Here is a 19,305-nt window from a genome sequence, read left to right as displayed (position 1 = left end):
CAACAAAAAAGCGCCCGAAGGCGCTTTTTGTTGGATGCAAGCGGGCGCTTACTTGGCGACCACGCGAACCATCTCCAGGCATTTGTTGGAGTAGCCCCACTCGTTGTCGTACCAGCTCACCACCTTGACGAAGGTGCTGTCCAGCGCGATGCCGGCGTCGGCGTCGAAGATGGAGGTGCGGGTGTCGCCACGGAAGTCGGTGGCCACGACCTTGTCGGTGGTGTAACCCAGCACGCCCTTGAGCGCGCCTTCGCTTTGCGACTTCATCTCCGCGCAGATCTCGGCGTAAGTGGCGGGGCTGTTGAGTTCCACCGTGAGGTCGACCACCGACACATCGGACGTGGGCACGCGGAAGCTCATGCCGGTGAGCTTCTTGTTCAGCTCGGGGATCACCACGCCCACGGCCTTGGCGGCTCCGGTGCTGCTGGGGATGATGTTTTCCAGGATGCCGCGGCCGCCGCGCCAGTCCTTGTTGCTCGGGCCGTCCACGGTTTTCTGCGTGGCGGTGGCGGCGTGCACCGTGGTCATGAGACCGCGCTTGATGCCCCACTTGTCGTTGAGCACCTTGGCAATGGGCGCCAGGCAGTTGGTGGTGCACGAGGCATTGGAGATGATGGCCTCGCCTTTGTAGGTGGCGTGGTTCACGCCGTAGACGAACATGGGCGTGTCGTCCTTGGAAGGCGCGGACAGGATGACCTTCTTCGCACCGGCGTCCAGGTGTTTCTGGGCCGTGACCTTGTCGAGGAACAGGCCGGTGGACTCGATCACGATGTCGGCGCCGACCTCGTTCCACTTCAGGTTGGCGGGGTCGCGCTCCTGCGTGAGGCGGATCTTCTTGCCGTTGACCACCAGGGTGTTGCCCTCGACGCTGACCTCACCCTTGAAACGGCCGTGCACGCTGTCGTACTGCAGCATGTACGCCAGGTATTCGGGCTCCAGCAGGTCGTTGATGGCGACAACTTCGATGTCGGAAAAGTTCTGCAGCGCGCTGCGCAGAACGTTGCGCCCGATGCGGCCGAAGCCGTTGATGCCGATCTTGATGGTCATGTCTCGTGTCTCCTGGAGGGTTTCAAACAAAGATGAACAAACTCAATTCGCCAGCACGGCGCGCACCGTGTCGGCCACATTGGCGGGCGTGAAGCCGAAGTGCTCGAACAGCACCGGGGCCGGAGCCGACTCGCCGTAGGTGTCCAGACCCACGACCGCGGCCACGCCGTATTTCCACCAGCCGTCGGTGGAGCCCATTTCCACCGCCACGCGCGGCACGCCGGCGGGCAGCACCGAGGCCTTGAAGGCGGCGCCCTGGCGGTCAAACGTGGTGGTGCTGGGCATGGAGACCACGCGCACGGCGATCTTGTGTTCCTTGGCCAGCAGCTCCTGCGCCTTCAGGGCCAGCTGCACTTCGGAGCCGGTGGCGATGATCACCGCCTGCGCCTTTTTCTTCAGACCCACTTCGCTCGGCTCGGCCAGCACGTAGCCGCCCTTGCTGATGTCGCCCAGATCGCTCTTGGGTGCGTAAGGCAGGTTCTGGCGGCTGAGCAGCAGCGCGGTCGGGCGACTCGCGTTTTCCAGCGCCACGGCCCAGGCCACGGCGGTCTCGGCCGTGTCGGCGGGGCGCCAGACATCCAGGTTGGGGATCAGGCGCAGGCTGGCCGCGTGTTCCACCGACTGGTGCGTCGGGCCATCTTCGCCCAGGCCGATGGAGTCATGGGTGAACACATGGATCACGCGCTGCTTCATCAGCGCGGCCATGCGGATGGCGTTTCGGCTGTAGTCGCTGAAGGTCAGGAAGGTGCCGCCGTAAGGAATGAAGCCGCCGTGCAGCGCCACGCCGTTCATGATCGCGGCCATGCCGAATTCGCGCACGCCGTAGTTGATGTGGCGCCCGCCCTGGCCTTGCTCGTTCTTCACCACGTCACCGGCCAGGTTGAAGCGCAGGCTGGGGGTGGACTTGGTGTTGGTGAGGTTGGAGCCGGTGAGGTCGGCGCTGCCGCCGAGCAGCTCGGGCAGTGCAGCGGTGAAGGTCTCCAGCGCGAGTTGGCTGGCCTTGCGGCTGGCCACGGTTTCGGCCTTGGTGTGGGCGGCCACCGCCGCGTCAACTGCGGTTTGCGCAAAGTTCTTCGGCAGCTCGCCCTTCATGCGGCGCACGAACTCCTTGGCGAGTTCGGGGAAGGCGGCTTTGTAGGCGGCGAAGGTGGCGTTCCAGGCGGCTTCGGCGGCCTTGCCGGCGTCCTTCGCGTCCCACGCGGCATACACGTCTTTCGGGATCGTGAACGGTGCGTGGTTCCAGCCCAGGGCCTCGCGGGTGAGCTTGATCTCTTCAGCTCCCAGCGGCTCGCCGTGGGCCTTGGCGGTGTTGGCGCGGTTCGGGCTGCCCTTGCCGATGTGGGTCTTGCAGATGACAATGGTGGGGCCGTCGGCCTTGTTCTTCGCATCGCTGATCGCGCGGTCCACGGCGTCGGCGTCGTGGCCGTCGATCGGACCGATCACGTTCCAGCCGCAGGCGGCAAAACGCAGCGCGGTGTTGTCGATGAACCAGGGCGTGACCTGGCCGTCGATGGAGATGCCGTTGTCGTCGTACAGCGCGATCAGTTTGTTGAGCTTCCAGGCGCCGGCCAGCGCGATGGCTTCGTGGCTGATGCCTTCCATGAGGCAGCCGTCGCCCAGGAACACATAGGTGTGGTGGTCCACGATGGCATGGCCGTCGCGGTTGAATTCGGACGCCAGCAGCTTCTCGGCCAGCGCCATGCCCACGGCGTTGGTGATGCCCTGGCCCAGCGGGCCGGTGGTGGTTTCCACGCCGGGTGTGTGGCCGACTTCGGGGTGGCCGGCGGTCTTGCTGCCGAGCTGGCGGAAGTTCTTCAGTTCACCGATCGGCAGCTTGTAGCCGGTGAGGTGCAGCAGCGCATAGATCAGCATGGAGCCGTGGCCGTTGGACAGCACGAAGCGGTCGCGGTTGGCCCACTGCGGGTTGGTCGGGTTGTGGCGCAGGTGCCGGCCCCACAGGGCAACCGCCATGTCGGCCATGCCCATGGGCGCGCCCGGGTGGCCCGAGTTGGCGGCTTGCACCGCGTCCATGGCCAGCGCGCGGATGGCGTTGGCCTGGGTCTGGGCTGACACGGCGGGGGCGGTGGAGGTGGGGATGCTGACGGTGTCGGACATGGGGGTGCTGGAAGTGGGGTGAAGCGGGGAAGACCGGGCTGGGCCATCGGCTTGTTCGATGGCGCAAAACAACGGATTTTATCGGCCAGCCCATTGCGGGCAGCGTTGCACGGCAACCGGCGAGCGCGTCAGCCCATAATTCTTTGACGCGTGCGGCCCTGCGCGCCCGGCACGCGCACCCACCCGCCACCCATGACCCGACTCGCCACCGCCTCCCCCTCACCATCCCCCCTGGCCACGGCCATGGTGCTCGCTGCCGGGCGCGGCATGCGCATGCGCCCGCTCACCGACGTGACGCCCAAGCCCCTGCTGCCGGTGCAGGGCAAGCCCTTGATGCAATGGCCCATGGAGGCCTTGCTCGCGGGCGGCTTCGGGCGAATGGTGGTCAACACCGCCTGGCTGGGTGAACAGATCGACGAACACTGCGTGGCCTGGAGCCGTGAGCACCCGGGCTGCGACGTGACCCTGTCGCGCGAAGGCACCGACTTCGGCTATGCGCTGGAGACGGCCGGCGGCATTGCGCGCGCCCTGCCGCTGCTGGCCGACGTGTTCTGGGTGCTGGCGGGCGACATCTACGTGCCCGACTTTCAGTTCACCCAGGCCAGTGTCGAGCGTTTCGAGGCCAGCGGCCTGCTGGCCCACATCTGGCTGGTGCCCAACCCGCCGCACAACCCGCGCGGCGATTTCGGCCTGGGCGCCGACGGACTGGCGATCAGCCGGGCCGACGAGGCCTGGACCTTCAGCACCATCGGCCTGTACCGGCGTGAGCTGTTCGAGCTGCCCTGGTGCGAGGTGCTGCCCGGCAACCCGCAAGGCACGGCCGAGCCGCTGGCGCCGCTGCTGCGCCGGGCGATGGATGCGGGGCAGGTGAGCGCTGAAATTTACAGCGGCACCTGGGTTGACGTGGGCACCCCCGAGCGCCTTGAAGAACTGAACCAGCAGGACTGATCCCCCCAACACACGGGCGTGCGCCCAAAGTCAGAGAATGGCACCCATGGACTCCACCACCCACACCCACCTCTACGCCGAACGCCGCGCCCGCGTGGCCGCCTCGCTCGGCTCCGGCGGCATCGCCATCGTGCCCACCGCGCTGGAGCGCCCGCGCAACCGCGACAGCGACTTCCTCTACCGGCACGACAGCTACTTCTACTACCTCACCGGCTTCACCGAACCCAACGCGTGGCTGGTGATCACGGCCGAGGGCAGCACCACGCTGTTCTGCCAACCCAAGGACCTGGAGCGCGAGATCTGGGACGGCATCCGCTTGGGCCCCGAGGCCGCACCGCAGCACCTGGGCGTGAGCGACGCGTTCTCGGTCGCCGAACTCGACCAGCGCTTGCCCAAGCTGCTGGAAAACCGCCAGACCGTGTGGTACCCGTTCGCCACCCACACGGGGCTGGAGAGCCGGGTCAACGGCTGGCTGCAACCGGTGCGTGCCCGCGTTCGTTATGGCGCACTCTGCCCCGAATCGCAGCGCGACCTGTGCGGCGTGCTCGACGAGATGCGCCTGGTGAAGGACGCCTTCGAGCAGGACACCATGCGCCGCGCCGCGCAGATCAGCGCCAAGGCCCACATCCGCGCCATGCAGCGCAGCGCCGCCATGCTGCGCGCGGGGCAGGACGTGCGCGAGTACCACCTGGACGCCGAGCTGCTTCACAGCTTTCGCGAACACGGCTCGCAGTACCCGGCCTACGGCAGCATCGTGGCCGCCGGGGCCAACGCCTGTGTGCTGCACTACCGCGCCGACACCGCGCCCATCCGCAGCGGCGAGCTGGTGCTAATCGACGCCGGCTGCGAACTCGACGGCTATGCCAGCGACATCACCCGCACCTTCCCCGCCAACGGCGTGTTCACCGGTCCGCAGCGCGAGTTGTACGACCTGGTGCTGGCCAGCCAGATCGCGGCGGTGCAGGCCACGAAAGCGGGCGCGCGCTTTGTTGATCCGCACGAGGCCACCGTGGCCGTGCTCGCCCAAGGTTTGCTTGACGTGGGTCTGCTCGACAGGAACAAGGTGGGCAGCGCGCAGGACGTGATCGCCAACCGCGCGTATTTCCAGTTCTACATGCACCGCACCGGCCACTGGCTGGGCATGGATGTGCACGACTGCGGCAGCTACGTGGAGCCCTCCGAACTGGGCACGGTGAACGAGCGCAAGGACCCCTTGAGCGGCGAGACCATCAAGGACCGTCCGAGCCGCATCCTGCGCCCGGGCATGGTGCTCACCATCGAGCCCGGCCTCTACGTGCGCCCGGCCGAAGGTGTCCCGGAAAAGTTCTGGAACATCGGCATCCGCATCGAGGACGACGCCATCGTCACGGAAACCGGTTGTGAACTGATCTCGCGCGGCGTGCCGGTCGAGGCGTCCGAGATCGAAGCGCTGATGCGCGGCTGAGGCCGTGCGCGTCGTCAGCGTCAATACCGGTGCGGTGCGCCCGCTGCGCATCGGTTCGCGCAACGTGGTCTCGGCCATCGGCAAAGCCGCCGTGAGTGGGCCGGTGGCGGTGATGCCGCTGGGTCTGCTGGGCGACGAGCAAGCCGACCTCAGCGTGCACGGCGGCCTGGACAAGGCGGTCTATGCCTACCCTCTGGAGCACTACGCGCGGTGGGAGGCGCAACGCAGCCAGCAGGGTGCCAGCCTCTTCAGCGAAGCGCTGCCCATGGGGTTCATGGGCGAGAACCTGACGATCCACGGCCTGTTGGAGACCGAGGTATGGATCGGTGACCTGCTGCACTTCCCTGGCTGCAGCCTGCGCGTGACCGCACCGCGCGAGCCTTGCTACAAGTTCAATGCCGTGATGGGCCTGCGCGATGCCGGCCGGCTCATGATGGAGGAGCTGTGCCCTGGCTTTTACTTGTCGGTGGCACAGCCCGGCCCCATCGAAGCGGGGCAGGCCTTCACGCTGGAGCCCGGCACACGCGGGCTGCGCGTGAGCGAAGCGTTTGCGGCCAAACGCCTGAAACACCTGCGTTGACATCGGCGCGCATGGGGTACAACGCCGGCATGACCTCACCTGCCGACACCGTGCTGTGCCTCACCATGAACCCGTCGGTGGACGTGTCCACCCACACCGAGCGGGTGGTACCCGCCGACAAACTGCGCTGCGGCCCCGCGCGGCGCGACGCTGGCGGCGGCGGCCTGAACGTGGCGCGGGTGGTGCAGCGCCTGGGCGGGCACAGCAGTGCCCTTTTTCCCGCCGGCGGCCCGGCGGGCGACTGGCTGGTGAACCATCTCCAGTCCGCGGGCCTGCCGGTGCGGCGCCTGCCGCTGAGCGAGGACACGCGCGAAAACTTCACCGTGCAGGCGCAAGACACGGGCGCCGAGTTCCGCTTTGTGCTGCCCGGCCCCACCCTGACCGAAAGCGAGTGGACGGCCTGTCTCGCCGCCATCGAAACCCTGCCGCTTCTGCCCGCTGTTGTGGTGGCCAGCGGCAGCCTGCCGCCCGGCGTGCCGACCGACTTTTACGCCCGTCTGGCCTTGATCGTGCGCTCGCGCGGGTCGCGGCTGGTGCTCGACAGTTCCGGGCCGGCGCTGGCGGCCGGCGTGGCCACGGGTGTTTACCTGGTCAAACCCAACCTTCGCGAGCTGCGCGACCTGACGAACCTGCCACTGGAAACTCCCACGCAATGGCGCCAGGCCGCTCAGACGCTGGTGGATGCGGGCCGTGCCGAGGTGGTCGCGCTCACGCTGGGCGAACAGGGCGCCCTGCTGGTCACACAAGACGGCACCTGGCGCGCGGAGGCCTTGCCGATCACCGTGGCCAGCTCGGTCGGCGCGGGCGACAGCTTTGTCGGCGCCCTGGTCTGGGCCCTGCAGCGCGGCGAGACCCTGCCCGACGCCTTCACCTGGGCCGTGGCCGCGGGCTCGGCGGCCCTGCTCACACCGGGCACCGGGTTGTGCCGGGTGGAAGACGTGCAGCGCCTGCGCCCGCTGGTTCGGCTGCAGCGCTGAGCGTTTGGGCGCACGAACCCTGCGGGCGAATCCAATGCGCCACGGTCAGCGCGCACAATGGTCCCCTGAAATCATCACTGAAAGGAACAGCCATGAAAGGCGACCCCCAAGCCATCTCGCATCTGCAGGCGCAGCTCAAGAACGAGCTGACCGCGATCAACCAGTATTTCGTCCACTACCGCATGCTCAAGCACTGGGGCCTGGACAAGCTGGCCGCCAAGGAATACGAGGAGTCGATCGGCGAGATGAAGCACGCCGACAAGCTGATGGACCGCATCTTCACGCTGGATGGCCTGCCCAACCTGCAGGACCTGGGCAAGCTCGGCATCGGCGAGGACGTGCCCGAGATCCTGCGCAGCGACCTGGCGCTGGAGACCGGCGCGCAGAAGACCATCAAGGACGGCATTGCCCATTGCGAGACGGTGCGCGACTACGTCTCGCGCGACCTGCTGCAAGGCATCCTGGACGACACCGAAGAGCACATCGACTTTCTGGAAACGCAGATCGAGTTGATCGACAAGGTCGGCCTGCCCAACTACCTGCAAAGCCAGATGGGTTCGGTCAGCTGATCGGCCCGATGAGCCAGGCCTCAAGCTCCGCACCCGCGGGGCTTTTTTTGCGCCCGCTTGTCCGCCATTCCCTCCCGAAAAGTCACGACCGCCGCCACGCTCTACGCAGTATTCCTGACTGGGGTTTTCCCGGGCACGGAACTAGAATGCGCAACTCGCTTTCACATAGCAAGAATTCAGCACGACCGGAGACAAGACCATGACGATGGACAACAGCCCAGAGAACAAGCGCGCCGAACTGCGCCGAGCCGCCCTCGAATACCACGAGTTTCCGACGCCCGGCAAGGTGGCCATTGCCGCCACCAAGCAGCTCACCAACCAGCGCGATCTGGCCCTGGCGTACTCGCCCGGCGTGGCCGCTCCGTGTGAAGAGATCGTGGCCGATCCGGTCAATGCCTTCAAGTACACCAGCCGCGGCAATCTGGTTGGCGTCATCACCAACGGCACCGCCGTGCTGGGCCTGGGCGACATCGGCCCGCTCGCGGCCAAACCGGTGATGGAAGGCAAGGGCGTCCTGTTCAAGAAGTTCGCCGGCGTCGACGTGTTCGATATCGAGATCGACGAGAAGGACCCGGTCAAGCTGGTCGAGATCATCGCCGCGCTGGAGCCGACTTTCGGCGCAATCAACCTCGAGGACATCAAGGCACCGGACTGCTTCTACGTGGAGCGCGAGCTGCGCAAGCGCATGAAGATCCCCGTGTTCCACGACGACCAGCACGGCACGGCCATCACGGTGGCGGCGGCGATGCTCAACGGGCTGAAGGTCGCGGGCAAGGACATCGGCCAGGTCAAGCTGGTCACCTCGGGAGCGGGCGCAGCAGCGCTGGCCTGCCTGAACCTGCTGCTCAAGGTCGGTCTGAAGCGCGAGAACGTGTTCGTCACCGACCTGGCCGGCGTGGTCTACGAGGGCCGCGAGGAGCTCATGGACGACGACAAGCGCCAGTACATGCAGAAGACCCAACTGCGCAAGCTCGCCGAGGTGATCGAGGGCGCCGACGTGTTCCTCGGCCTCTCGGCCGGCGGCGTGCTCAAGCCCGCGATGGTGGCGTCGATGGCACCCAGGCCGGTGATCTTCGCGCTGGCCAACCCGAACCCCGAGATCGCCCCCGAGGACGCGCACGCGGTGCGCAGCGACATCATCATGGCCACGGGCCGCACCGACTACCCGAACCAGGTCAACAACGTCCTGTGCTTCCCCTACATCTTCCGCGGCGCGCTCGACAGCGGAGCGACCACCATCACCGACGAGATGGAGATCGCCGCGGTGCACGCCATCGCCGAGCTCGCCCAGGCCGAGCAGAGCGAGGTGGTGGCCGCCGCCTACGCGGGTGAACAGCTGGCCTTCGGTCCCGAGTACCTGATCCCCAAGCCGTTCGATCCGCGCCTGATGATGAAGATCGCGCCGGCCGTGGCCCAGGCCGCGGCCGAGAGCGGCGTGGCCCTGCGCCCCATCACCGACATGGCGGCCTACCGCGAGCGCCTGCAAAGCTTCGTGTTCGCGTCCGGCACGATCATGAAACCGATCTACGCCGCGGCGAAAACCGCCGCGCGCAAACGCGTGGCCTACGCCGAAGGCGAAGAAGAACGCGTGCTGCGCGCCTGCCAGATCGTGGTGGACGAAGGTCTGGCGCGCCCCACGCTCATCGGCCGCCCGACCGTCATCGCGCAGCGCATCGAAAAATTCGGCCTGCGCCTGCGCGAGGAACTCGACTACGACATCGTCAACGTCGAGCAGGACAACCGCTACCGCGACTTCTGGCAGACCTACCACCGCATGACCGAACGCAAGGGTGTGACCCAGCAGCTCGCCAAGATCGAGATGCGTCGCCGCCTCACGCTGATCGGCTCGATGCTGCTGCACAAGGGTGAGGTCGACGGCCTGATCTGCGGCACCTGGGGCTCCACCCACAACCACCTGCAATACATCGACCAGGTGATCGGCAAGCGCGCGGGCGGCAGCCCCAGCACGGCCCAGGACGTGCGCATCTACGCCTGCATGAACGGCCTCATGCTGCCCGGACGCCAGGTCTTCCTGGTCGACACCCATGTGAACCACGACCCGACGCCCGAGCAGCTGTGCGAGATCACGGTGATGGCCGCCGAAGAGATGTTGCGCTTCGGCCTGCAGCCCAAGGCCGCGCTGCTGTCGCACTCCAACTTCGGCTCGAGCAACGAGCCCAGCGCCATCAAGATGCGCCGCACGCTGGAGCTGCTGCGCGAGCAGGCGCCCTGGCTGGAGGTGGACGGCGAAATGCACGGAGATGTGGCACTGGACCCCGAGGCGCGCGCCAGAATGATGCCGAACTCCACCCTCAAGGGCGCGGCGAATCTGCTCGTGCTGCCCAACATGGACGCGGCCAACATCGCCTACAACCTGCTCAAGACGGCAGCGGGCGGCAACATCGCCATCGGCCCTGTGCTGCTGGGTGCCGACAAGCCGGTGCACATCCTCACCGCGAGTGCCACGGTGCGCCGCATCGTGAACATGACAGCCCTCACCGTGGCGGACGCCAACGTTTCCCGTTGACGCGTAGCGAAAAAGCAAGCACTAACTTTTTCACACACTTCAGGCCTTCTGATTTGCCCGATTTTTCAGCAACCGCTTGCGTTTTCGGGCCGCCTCAGGCACACTAGCGCGCTTGGAATACAGGGTTAACCCGCCCCGTGACACCTCTGCAAATCCCGCCAGAAGCGGTGCATTTGTGGGATGTTGGTGGCGGGTTGATTGCATCAGGAGCAAGGGATTTCATGGACCTGAAGCGGATCCGGGCGCGGATCGGGGATGTGAAGGTCGTGGCCACACTGGCCTTGGCGCTGGTTCTGACGGCATCGCTGGGCACCTTTTTGGTGCAGGCTCGAACACCGACAGACCAGGCATTCTCCGGCGCGAACGCCGTCTCCCTCACCGAATCCGGCCTGCCCACACAGGGCCGACAGGTGATGGAGCAGATCCGGCAAGGCGGGCCATTCCGGTATGAAAAGGACGGCACGGTGTTTGGCAACCGGGAAAGGTTGCTGCCGAACCAGCGGCGCGGGTTTTACCGGGAATACACGGTGCCCACGCCAGGTCTGAACCACCGGGGCGCGAAAAGGATCGTGTGTGGTGGATTGCAGCCCAGGGCGCCTGAAGCTTGTTATTACACCGAAGACCACTACAGCAGCTTCAAGCTGATCGTGCAGTGAGCCTTGGGTGGTGTGAGCGGTTTTTTAACTTTGACCTTTGAAAGAGACGCGGAGATGGACACGCCACTTCGTAACGTACGACCCAATATCGTTCAGTCGATTCGCGCCCACGGCGTGAAAGACCTGCAGGCCGCGGCCGAGCACTTGGGGCACCACTTCCTGTACGCCAACCTGGCCAAAGCCCAGAGCAAGCAGGACGTGCTGGAATTGATCGCAGCGCAATACACCTTGCCCTCGCACTTCGGCAAGAACTTCGACGCGCTCTACGACTGCATGACCGACATGGTCCACAAGTCGGGCGCGCAAACCGGGTTCATCGTGGTGCTGGAGCACATCCCTGCGCACGCCAAGTTCGACAAGGAAGCGCGCGAGCAGTTGCTGGACATCTTCCGCGACGCCGCCGACTACTGGTCGGATCGCAAGATCCCGTTCCGCTGCTTCTACTCGTTCTCGGTGGCCCGCTCGCCCAAGGGTGAAGAGCCGATCGAAGTGCAGAGCGATGAGCCCATGCCCACGGACAAGATCCTGGACGTGAGCCCGATGGCGCTGCGCATGAGCAGCCCGTTCAACGCAGGCTACTGGTTGGCCGCGGCCTGAGCCCGGTCCTCCCCAAAAAAGCCGCTGCAACTGCAGCGGCTTTTTTTACGTAGGCAGTTTTTGAATCAGCCCGACGTATTCGCTCACCGGCACTTCTTCGGCCCGGCGCTGCAGGTCGAATTCGCCGGCAAAGCCTTGATCTTCCAGCCAGCGGCCCAGCGTGTTGCGCAGAATCTTGCGCCGCTGGCTGAAGGCCACCTGCACCATCGCCGAGAAACGCGCGATGTCGATCGCCGGCGGCTCGGCCAGCGGGACCATGCGCACGATGGCACTGTCCACACGCGGTGGCGGGTCAAAGCTCTCGGGCGGCACGAACAGAACGTTGTCCATGGCGTAGCGCCACTGCAGCATCACCGAGAGCCGGCTGTAATCGGAGGTGGCCGGACGCGCCACCATGCGGTCGATCACTTCCTTCTGCAACATGAAGTGCTGGTCCTGCACCACGTTCACATGATCGAGCAGGTGAAACAGGATGGGAGTGGAGATGTTGTACGGCAGGTTTCCAACCACGCGCAGCTTGGGCGCTGCCAACTGCGCGGCCAGCGAAGTGAAATCCACCTTCAACACATCGGACTCCACCACCTGAAGCTGGGCATGGGTTCGCAGCCGCACTGCCAGATCGCGATCGAGCTCGATCACCGTGAGGCGACCCAGCCGCTCCACCAGCGGCTGCGTGAGTGCGGCCAGGCCGGGTCCGATCTCCACCATGGCGTCGCCCGGTTGGGGCGCGATGGCGTCCACGATGGCGCCGATGATCGCGCCATCGGTCAGGAAGTGCTGACCAAAGCGCTTGCGGGCGATGTGCTTCATGCGCAGGCCGCCGGGATCGCGCGCGGCATCACTGCGGCGCGTCGCGGTACTCGACGTAGGCGCGACCACGCACGTCTTGTATCCAGGTGCGCAGGGCCTCGTTGATCTTCTTCTCGCGCACCAGGCCTCGCACCATTTCGCGTTGGTCGCGCGCGGTGAGCGTGCTCTGGCGGCGTTCCTCCACCCGGATCAGGTGCACGCCGAACCGCGACACGACGGGCGGCGAAACCTCGCCCGGACGCAGGCGGCTCATGGCGGCCTCAAACTCGGGAACAAACTGCCCGGCTTGCGCCCAGCCGAGGTTGCCGCCGTCCTGAGCCGAGCCGTCCTGGCTGTGCTCACGGGCCAGGGCCTCAAACGTGGCCTGACCGCTGACCAGCTGCTGGCGGAAACCCGCCAGCCGGGCCACGGCGTCTGCTTCGCTGAGCTGCGGGGTCAGGCGCAGCAGGATGTGGCGGGCGCGGGTTTCATTGACCGTGGCATCGGGCAGGCCCGACTGGCGCTTTTCGATCACCTTGAGCACATGAAAACCCGCCGGGCTTCGCACCGGGCCGGCCACGGCGCCCGCGCTCAGCGAGCGGGTCGTTTCCACGAACAATTCGGGCAGGCGCTCGGCCGGGCGCAGGCCGAACTGGCCGCCATTGGCGCGTTCCGCGCCGTCGGAGAACTCGCGCGCCAGTTCGGCGAAGTCGCCACCGGCGCGGGCCCGGTCGGCCACGCTTTGTGCACGCGCCTGCAGGGCCTGGACCCGATCAGGGGCCGCGCCTTCCGGCACCAGCACAAACACCTGTGCCAGGTTGAGCTGCAGGCTGGCCACATCGTTGTTGCCCTGCCGCTCGCGGATGAAGTCGTCGATGTCGGCTTCGGTCACGCGCACCTTCGACTCCACCTCCCGCTCGCGCAGGCGCTGCAGCAGGATCTGGTTGCGCAGATCGTTGCGCAGCTGGTTGATGTCGACACCATCGGCGGCGATGCGGCGGCGGAATTCTTCGGGCGTGAGCTGGTTCTGCGCGGCGATGGACTGCTCGGCCTGGGCCAGCGCGGCCTCGTCCACGCGGATGCCGAGTTCGGCAGCGAGCTGCAACTGGGCACGTTCGCTGACGATTTGCTCGAGCACCTGGCGGGCGAGCTGATCGCGCGGCGGCACGGGAGCGGATTGCTGGGTGAGTTGTTGCTCCAGACGCACCACGCGCTGGCGCACTTCGCTGTTGGTGATGGGCTCGGAATTGACCAGCGCCACGATGAAATCGGCGGTGCGGGCCACCGACGTGCTGGGCATCGCAGGTGCCCGAATACCCGTGGAGGGGCGCAGCGCCTGGGCCTGCACGCTGGACACGGCGAGCAGCGAGCAGCACAACAGCCACGTGGCGGAGCGGGACGAGAGGGGGAAGCGGTCAGTCATATTGTTGGAACCGGCTGGGCGGGTTGATTTCTTCGCGCAGGTACTGGTAGCGCGGCACGTTGTCTTTGAGCGTTTTCAGCGGGTTGGAACCCAGACGGGAGAAGCCGCTGAACTCCAGCTGGAACAGGATACGCTGATTGGCCGAGGCGTTGCTGCGTTGCAGGCGCTCCAGCACGATGCGCCCGAGCCAGCAACCGGCGTCGAATTCGAATCCAGCCACCAGGTCGACCACCTTGCGGTCGGGCACGCTGTAGTTGATGCGGCCCACGCTGTACCACTGGCCGGGGCCCAGGGCGCGGCCGCGCACCTCGGGGCCGGCGGGCTCACCGAACAGGTCGCCGAGCGGCCACTGCCAGCCCACATCGAACTGTTCGCTGCTGCCGCGCTGCAGGCGGTAAGCGGCGCTGAGCACGCGGAAGTTGCTGGGTGTGTAACGCCCGCTGAGCGTGGTGCGCACCGATTCCCGGTTGCCCGGGCTGTACTGCACGTTGGCGTCGGTCAACCAGCGCGGGCTCCACTGCACGCGCGCGGCCAGCAGGATGTCGCTCAGGCGCTCGTTGATCGGGTCGCCACCGGCCAGGCCCGTGGCGTTGGGCAGAAACACCTCCTGATCGCGGAACAGGTAACGCTGGGCCACGCCCAGGCGAACCACCTCGGCGCCGGTGTCGGGATCGAGCAGGCGCGAGCTCACGCCCACGGTGACGGCGCGGGTGTCGGAAATGCGGTCGTTGCCCCCGAACGCGTTCTCGGTGTAGATCGACGCGAGGTTGAAGTCGTTGGCGGCCGAGTCGTAGTTGGGCAACAGGCGCTGGTCGCGGTAGGGCGTCCAGGTGAAGAAGGCGCGTGGCTCCAGCGTCTGCGTGAAGCCGCGGCCGAAGTAACTGGCGTCGCGCTCGAAGATCAGGCCGCTGTCCACACTGACGGTGGGCAACACGCGCGAAGCGCTGCGCGAGCCGTTGGCCAGCGCGCTGTCGAAGCTGTACTGCGTGGCGTGCAGCTGGGCGCGCGGTTTGACGAACCAGCCGGGCGCCTGGAAGCGGCGGCTGATCTCGGCCACGGTGAGCGCGCGATCGCCGTTGGTCTGGCGGGTGAGCGAAGGCACCGACTGGAAGCGTGTGTACTCGGTCAACACCGACCAGTCGACCCCGCTGAGGTTGGCCACTTGCGTGTCGCTGCGGCCATAGCGAACCGCCACCGAGGGCAAACGGTCGTAGGGCGGGGTGATGGGCGCGTCAATGTCCTGCAGCGTCTGCCAGGTGTAGGCGCCCGCGCTCACCGACCACGGCCCCTGGCCCCAGCTGTAGACCGCGTCGCTGGCGAGCAGGCGGGTGGTGAGCGAGGTGGTGGCGCGCGGGAAGTCGCGCCAGTAGTCGTCGTCGCTCACGCGGTTCAGGTTGAGGTAGAGACCTGCCGAACCGCCAAACGCAGCGCTGCTGCCGGTCAGGTTCTGGTTGTGCTGCGCGGTGTAACCCCAGCGGTTGGCGTCGCGCAGCTGGTCGGAAGGCATGTAAGCGCCCCGCAACTGGCCAGCGTACGTGGGCTGCAGGTAACGCAGCTCGCCACCCAGGTCGACACCGCGCTTGCTCATCAGCGTGGGGTAGAGCGTGGCGTCCAGGTTGGGCGCGATATTCAGGTAATACGGCAGCGTGACTTCCAGGCCGCTGATGTTGTCGATGTTGAGCGTGGGCGGCAGCAGGCCGGACTTGCGCGCATCGGTCAGCGGAAAGGAGAAGTAGGGCCAACCGAGAATGGGCACGCCCTTGAACTCCAGCGCGCCGTTGGTGGCCGTGCCGGTTTCGGCCACGTTGTCGAACTCGATCTTCGTGGCGCGAACCATCCAGTCGGGCATCCAGTCGGCGCCGGGTGTGCGCGGGCAGGTGGAGTAACGCGCGTCGTACGCCACGGCCTTGTCTTCGCCCAGAAAGTCCACGCGGCTGGCGTCGCCCTTGCCTTCGTTCTTGAGCAGGTTGAAGGTGGGCTGGGTGAACGTGCCTTCAAAGGTGTCGACGTTGATATTGAGCTCAGGGCCCTCGAAGCGGTCACCATTGCGGTTGATCAGCACATTGCCCTTGGCCTGCGCCTCGTTGCTGCGCTGGTCGAGCTGCAGGCGGTCGGCGCGGATCACCATGTCGTGGCGGCGCAGTTCGGCTTCGCCCTCCACCGCCGTGACGCCGTCGGTCTGGCCTTCGATGCGCTCCCCCGAGATGAAACTGGGCGCCTGCTGCTTCACGTCTTCAGGCAAGGCCTCGAGCAGCATGCCGCTGGAGCGCAGCGACACGCCGGGCCGGGGCGCCTCGTCGCCGTCGCCCGACTGGGCGTGGCCCAGGGTGTGTGCGCCGAGCGCCAGCAATGCGATCAGTCCGCGCACCGCCAGCGCCACGGGCGCCGCCTTGAGACGAGGCTGCAGATGCCCACCGGGCAGGGCTGGAACACAGGACGGGTGGGTACGGCGATTCAAGGGGAGGAAGTGTTTGACCGAGTCGATCAAAAGCGTGCGGGGCCCGCGGATCGGCACAGGGGGTTTGTAGAATCAACGGCCATTATCCACTGCGCCATCCCGCGCGCGGCACGTTGACCAGCGGCGCAAAAACACCCTCCACCATGACCCCGTCCAACACCGCCGCCAACACCGCCGTCGAGTGGGCCGATCCCCAACGCGAGGCCTCTTTTTCGGCCTGGCTGCGCCCGCTCACCGACCGGCTGGGTTTGCTCCCCACGACCCTGCGCGCGGCCTCGGCCGACGCCAGCTTCCGGCGTTACCTGCGCATCGACACGCAGGGCGGGCACAGCCTCATCGTGATGGACGCTCCACCCGCGCACGAGAACTGCCAGCCCTTTGTGCACGTGGCGACGCTCATGCGCGAGGCCGGCCTGCTGGTTCCCGAGGTGCTGGCGTGGGACGAACCGCAGGGCTTCATGCTGCTGAGCGACCTGGGCCACCGGACCATGCTCGACGGCATCGACCCCGACAATGCACAAGCCAATCACGGACGCTACATGCAGGCGCTGGACGCGCTGCTGGCGTGGCAGCTGTCATCAAAACCGGGCGTGCTGCCGTCCTACAACGAAGCCCTGCTGCGCCGCGAACTGCAGTTGTTTCCTGACTGGTACCTGCAGCAGCACAAACAGTTTGCGTTGAACGCCACGCAGTCCAACACCTTGCAGAAGGCCTTCGACTCGATCGTCGCGCACAACCTCAACGCTCCGAGCGTCTATGTGCATCGCGACTTCATGCCGCGCAACCTGATGCTGCCACGAGAGCCCGGTGAGACGCCCGCCCAGCAGCTCGGTGTGCTCGACTTCCAGGACGCGGTGCACGGCCCCATCACCTACGACATCGCCAGCCTCATGCGCGATGCCTTCCTCACCTGGGACGAGGACTTCGTGATCGACGTGACCGTGCGCTATTGGGAAAAGGCGCGCAAGGCCGGCTTGATGGACTTCGAAGACTGGCACGCCGACTTCGGCGCCTTCTACCGCTCGGTCGAATGGATGGGTCTGCAGCGCCACCTGAAGGTGGCCGGCATCTTCGCGCGCCTCACGCTGCGCGACGGCAAGCCGAAATACCTGGCCGATGCGCCGCGTTTCATCGGCTACATCCGCCACACCGCGCACCGCTACCGGGCGCTGGGCCCCTTCCTGCAACTGATCGACGAGGTCGAGGGCCTGCAGGCCGCATCCGGCTACGCCTTCGGGCGCCTCTGATGCCGCGCTTTCACTGCCCCGCGCCGCTGCACGCCGGCCAAAGCCTGAGCCTGCCCGCGTCCGCCGCGCGCCATGTGCAGGTGCTTCGCCTGCAACCCGGGCAGACCATCACGCTCTTCAACGGCGAGGGCGGTGAGTGGAGTGCCACCATCACCCGCATGGGCCGCTCCGACGTGGACGTGACCGTCGGCACCCACGCCGCAGCCGAACGCGAACCGGGCCGCGCCGTGACACTCGCCATGGGCATGCCCGCCAACGACCGCATGGACTGGCTGGTGGAGAAAGCCGCCGAAATCGGTGTGACCGGTCTGCAGCCGCTGCACACCGCGCACAGCGTGTTGCGGCTCTCTGGCGAGCGCGCCACCAAGAAACAGGCGCACTGGCAGTCGGTGGCCATGGCGGCGTGTGAACAGTGCGGCGGCAACCGCCTGCCCTCCGTCCAACCCGTGGCCGACTTCGCCACCTGGCTCAAGGCCCTGCCGCCGGTGAACGCCACAGCGCCCGAACTGCGCTGCCTGCTCTCGCTGGCCGATGGCACACAGCCGCTCGCCCAAGCCCTGCAGGCGGTGTCCAGCGACACGCCCGTGTGCTTCCTCAGCGGCCCCGAAGGTGGCCTGAACCCGCAGGAAGACGCCCAGGCCCGCGCTGCAGGCTTCATCCCCGTGACCCTGGGCCCGCGCGTGCTGCGGGCCGAGACGGCGGCGCTGGCGGCCTTGGTCGTCGCAACAGCGTCCGTCCCATGAACAAAAACCTCTGGCTGCTCGCTGCCGCGCAAGGCCTGTTTCTCACCAACAACGTGGTGTTCATCGCCATCAACGGTCTGGTGGGCCTGTCGATCGCGCCGCTGGGCTGGATGGCCACCCTGCCGGTGATGGGCTACGTGGTGGGTGGAGCGCTGTCCACGCCACTGGTCGCGCGCACCCAGAGTGCGTTCGGGCGCAAGGTGTCGTTCCAGATCGGGCTGCTGGTGGCGCTGGCCTCGGCCTTGTTGTGTGCCTGGGCGGTGATGACGCACAACTTCTGGCTGCTGGTGGCCGCCACCGTGATCGCCGGCTACTACAGCGCGAACGGCCAGCTCTACCGCTTTGCGGCGGCCGAACTCAGCGCGCCGGCGTTCCGCGAAAAAGCCATCTCGCTGGTGCTCGCTGGCGGGCTGGTGGGCGCGGTGCTCGGGCCCAACCTGGCCAGCCGCACCCGCAGCCTGTTCGACGTGCCGTTCGTGGGCGCCTATGTGTCGCTGGCGGTGGTCGCCCTGGTGTCCATGGCGGTGATGGCTTTTGTGCGTTTCCCCCCGGTGCCACCCAAAACCGCCAGCGCCGACGCGGGCCGACCGTTGAGCGTGATCATGCGCCAGCCGGTGTTCATCGTCGCCACGGCCGGCGCCGCGCTGGGCTATGGTGTGATGAACCTGCTGATGGCGGCGACACCGCTGGCCATGCAGGTCTGCGGATTTCCGTTTGAAGACGCCGCGCTGGTGCTCGAATGGCACGTGATCGGCATGTTCGCGCCGGGCTTTTTCACCGGGCACCTCATCAAACGGTTCGGCGTGCTCAGCATCATGGGCACGGGGGTGGCGCTCAACGTGATCTGCGTGGCCATTGCACTCTCGGGCGTGGAACTGCAGCAGTTCCTGATCGCCCTGTTCCTGCTCGGTGTGGGCTGGAACTTCCTCTTCACCGCCAGCACCACGCTCTCGCTGCAGTCGTACCGGCCGGAAGAAAAAGACCGCGCGCAGGCGGCCATCAATTTCTGCGTGTTCGCCACCATGGCGCTGACCTCGTTCGCCTCGGGCGCGCTGGTGACCACGCAGGGCTGGCAGTGGTTGAACCTGGGTTCATTGCTGCCGCTGGCACTCACCGCCCTGGCCCTGGTCTGGCTTGCGTGGCGCGGTCGCCAGGCCCACAATCTCAATTGAATCAACGGCTTCA

The 19,305-nt window shown here is 66.7% G+C and carries 15 protein-coding genes and 1 pseudogene; 11 read left to right on the top strand and 5 right to left on the bottom strand.

The genetic code is table 11. The annotated features are described in order from the left end of the window. Positions 1–48: 48 nt before the first annotated feature. The gene (gene gap, locus BSY239_RS20580; protein ID WP_069048450.1) at positions 49–1,047 is read right to left on the bottom strand and encodes a type I glyceraldehyde-3-phosphate dehydrogenase; all 999 of its coding nucleotides are present in this window, start codon (positions 1,045–1,047) and stop codon (positions 49–51) included. A 42-nt stretch (positions 1,048–1,089) separates the two neighbouring features. Further along, positions 1,090–3,162, bottom strand: coding sequence for a transketolase (gene tkt, locus BSY239_RS20575; protein ID WP_069048449.1), 2,073 nt, complete (start codon positions 3,160–3,162; stop codon positions 1,090–1,092). 243 nt (positions 3,163–3,405) lie between these two features. Here tkt and BSY239_RS20570 point away from each other — a divergent pair, with 243 nt between their 5' ends. The 8 genes and pseudogenes from BSY239_RS20570 to BSY239_RS20535 all read left to right on the top strand — a co-directional run. Next, positions 3,406–4,110, top strand: a complete 705-nt coding sequence (locus BSY239_RS20570; RefSeq protein WP_069048448.1) for a nucleotidyltransferase family protein — start codon at positions 3,406–3,408, stop codon at positions 4,108–4,110. 46 nt (positions 4,111–4,156) lie between these two features. Beyond that, the gene (locus tag BSY239_RS20565) at positions 4,157–5,554 is read left to right on the top strand and encodes an aminopeptidase P N-terminal domain-containing protein (protein ID WP_069049126.1); all 1,398 of its coding nucleotides are present in this window, start codon (positions 4,157–4,159) and stop codon (positions 5,552–5,554) included. Positions 5,555–5,558: 4 nt separating this feature from the next. Beyond that, complete coding sequence (locus BSY239_RS20560; RefSeq protein WP_069048447.1) at positions 5,559–6,134, top strand: MOSC domain-containing protein; 576 nt, start codon at positions 5,559–5,561, stop codon at positions 6,132–6,134. Positions 6,135–6,163: 29 nt separating this feature from the next. Next, complete coding sequence (locus tag BSY239_RS20555; RefSeq protein WP_069049125.1) at positions 6,164–7,111, top strand: 1-phosphofructokinase family hexose kinase; 948 nt, start codon at positions 6,164–6,166, stop codon at positions 7,109–7,111. Between the two features lie 92 nt (positions 7,112–7,203). Next, entirely contained in the window at positions 7,204–7,680 is a 477-nt protein-coding gene (bfr, locus tag BSY239_RS20550) for a bacterioferritin (RefSeq protein ID WP_069048446.1), read from the top strand. Between the two features lie 199 nt (positions 7,681–7,879). Next, positions 7,880–10,207, top strand: coding sequence for an NADP-dependent malic enzyme (locus BSY239_RS20545; RefSeq protein WP_069048445.1), 2,328 nt, complete (start codon positions 7,880–7,882; stop codon positions 10,205–10,207). A 221-nt stretch (positions 10,208–10,428) separates the two neighbouring features. Next, positions 10,429–10,863 carry a ribonuclease domain-containing protein gene (locus tag BSY239_RS20540; RefSeq protein ID WP_069048444.1) on the top strand — a complete coding sequence of 145 codons (435 nt, stop codon included), beginning with the start codon at positions 10,429–10,431 and terminating at the stop codon, positions 10,861–10,863. Positions 10,864–10,917: 54 nt separating this feature from the next. After that, a pseudogene (locus BSY239_RS20535) lies at positions 10,918–11,313 on the top strand (barstar family protein); the annotation flags it as partial. Between the two features lie 192 nt (positions 11,314–11,505). Here BSY239_RS20535 and rsmA read toward each other — a convergent pair. From rsmA to BSY239_RS20520, 3 genes are read right to left on the bottom strand one after another with little or no spacing between them, the layout of a single operon-like run. Further along, positions 11,506–12,270: a 16S rRNA (adenine(1518)-N(6)/adenine(1519)-N(6))-dimethyltransferase RsmA gene (gene rsmA, locus BSY239_RS20530; RefSeq protein WP_069048442.1), complete on the bottom strand. Its 765-nt coding sequence runs from the start codon at positions 12,268–12,270 to the stop codon at positions 11,506–11,508. A 28-nt stretch (positions 12,271–12,298) separates the two neighbouring features. Beyond that, the gene (locus BSY239_RS20525) at positions 12,299–13,672 is read right to left on the bottom strand and encodes a peptidylprolyl isomerase (protein ID WP_069048441.1); all 1,374 of its coding nucleotides are present in this window, start codon (positions 13,670–13,672) and stop codon (positions 12,299–12,301) included. Continuing rightward, positions 13,665–16,130, bottom strand: coding sequence for an LPS-assembly protein LptD (locus tag BSY239_RS20520; protein WP_236944112.1), 2,466 nt, complete (start codon positions 16,128–16,130; stop codon positions 13,665–13,667). The genes BSY239_RS20525 and BSY239_RS20520 overlap by 8 nt, the downstream gene beginning before the upstream one ends. Before the next feature lie 143 nt (positions 16,131–16,273). Here BSY239_RS20520 and BSY239_RS20515 point away from each other — a divergent pair, with 143 nt between their 5' ends. From BSY239_RS20515 to BSY239_RS20505, 3 genes are read left to right on the top strand one after another with little or no spacing between them, the layout of a single operon-like run. Then, positions 16,274–17,377 (top strand): aminoglycoside phosphotransferase family protein, encoded by a 1,104-nt coding sequence (locus BSY239_RS20515; RefSeq protein ID WP_069048440.1) that lies wholly within the window; start codon positions 16,274–16,276, stop codon positions 17,375–17,377. After that, positions 17,377–18,120, top strand: coding sequence for a 16S rRNA (uracil(1498)-N(3))-methyltransferase (locus BSY239_RS20510; protein ID WP_069048439.1), 744 nt, complete (start codon positions 17,377–17,379; stop codon positions 18,118–18,120). Before BSY239_RS20515 ends, BSY239_RS20510 begins: the two co-directional genes overlap by 1 nt. Continuing rightward, positions 18,117–19,292, top strand: a complete 1,176-nt coding sequence (locus BSY239_RS20505; RefSeq protein WP_069048438.1) for an MFS transporter — start codon at positions 18,117–18,119, stop codon at positions 19,290–19,292. The genes BSY239_RS20510 and BSY239_RS20505 overlap by 4 nt, the downstream gene beginning before the upstream one ends. Positions 19,293–19,305: the final 13 nt, after the last annotated feature.

It is taken from the genome of Hydrogenophaga sp. RAC07, from assembly GCF_001713375.1.
Lineage (GTDB): Bacteria > Pseudomonadota > Gammaproteobacteria > Burkholderiales > Burkholderiaceae_C > Hydrogenophaga.
This window is presented reverse-complemented; position numbering and strand designations above follow the sequence as displayed.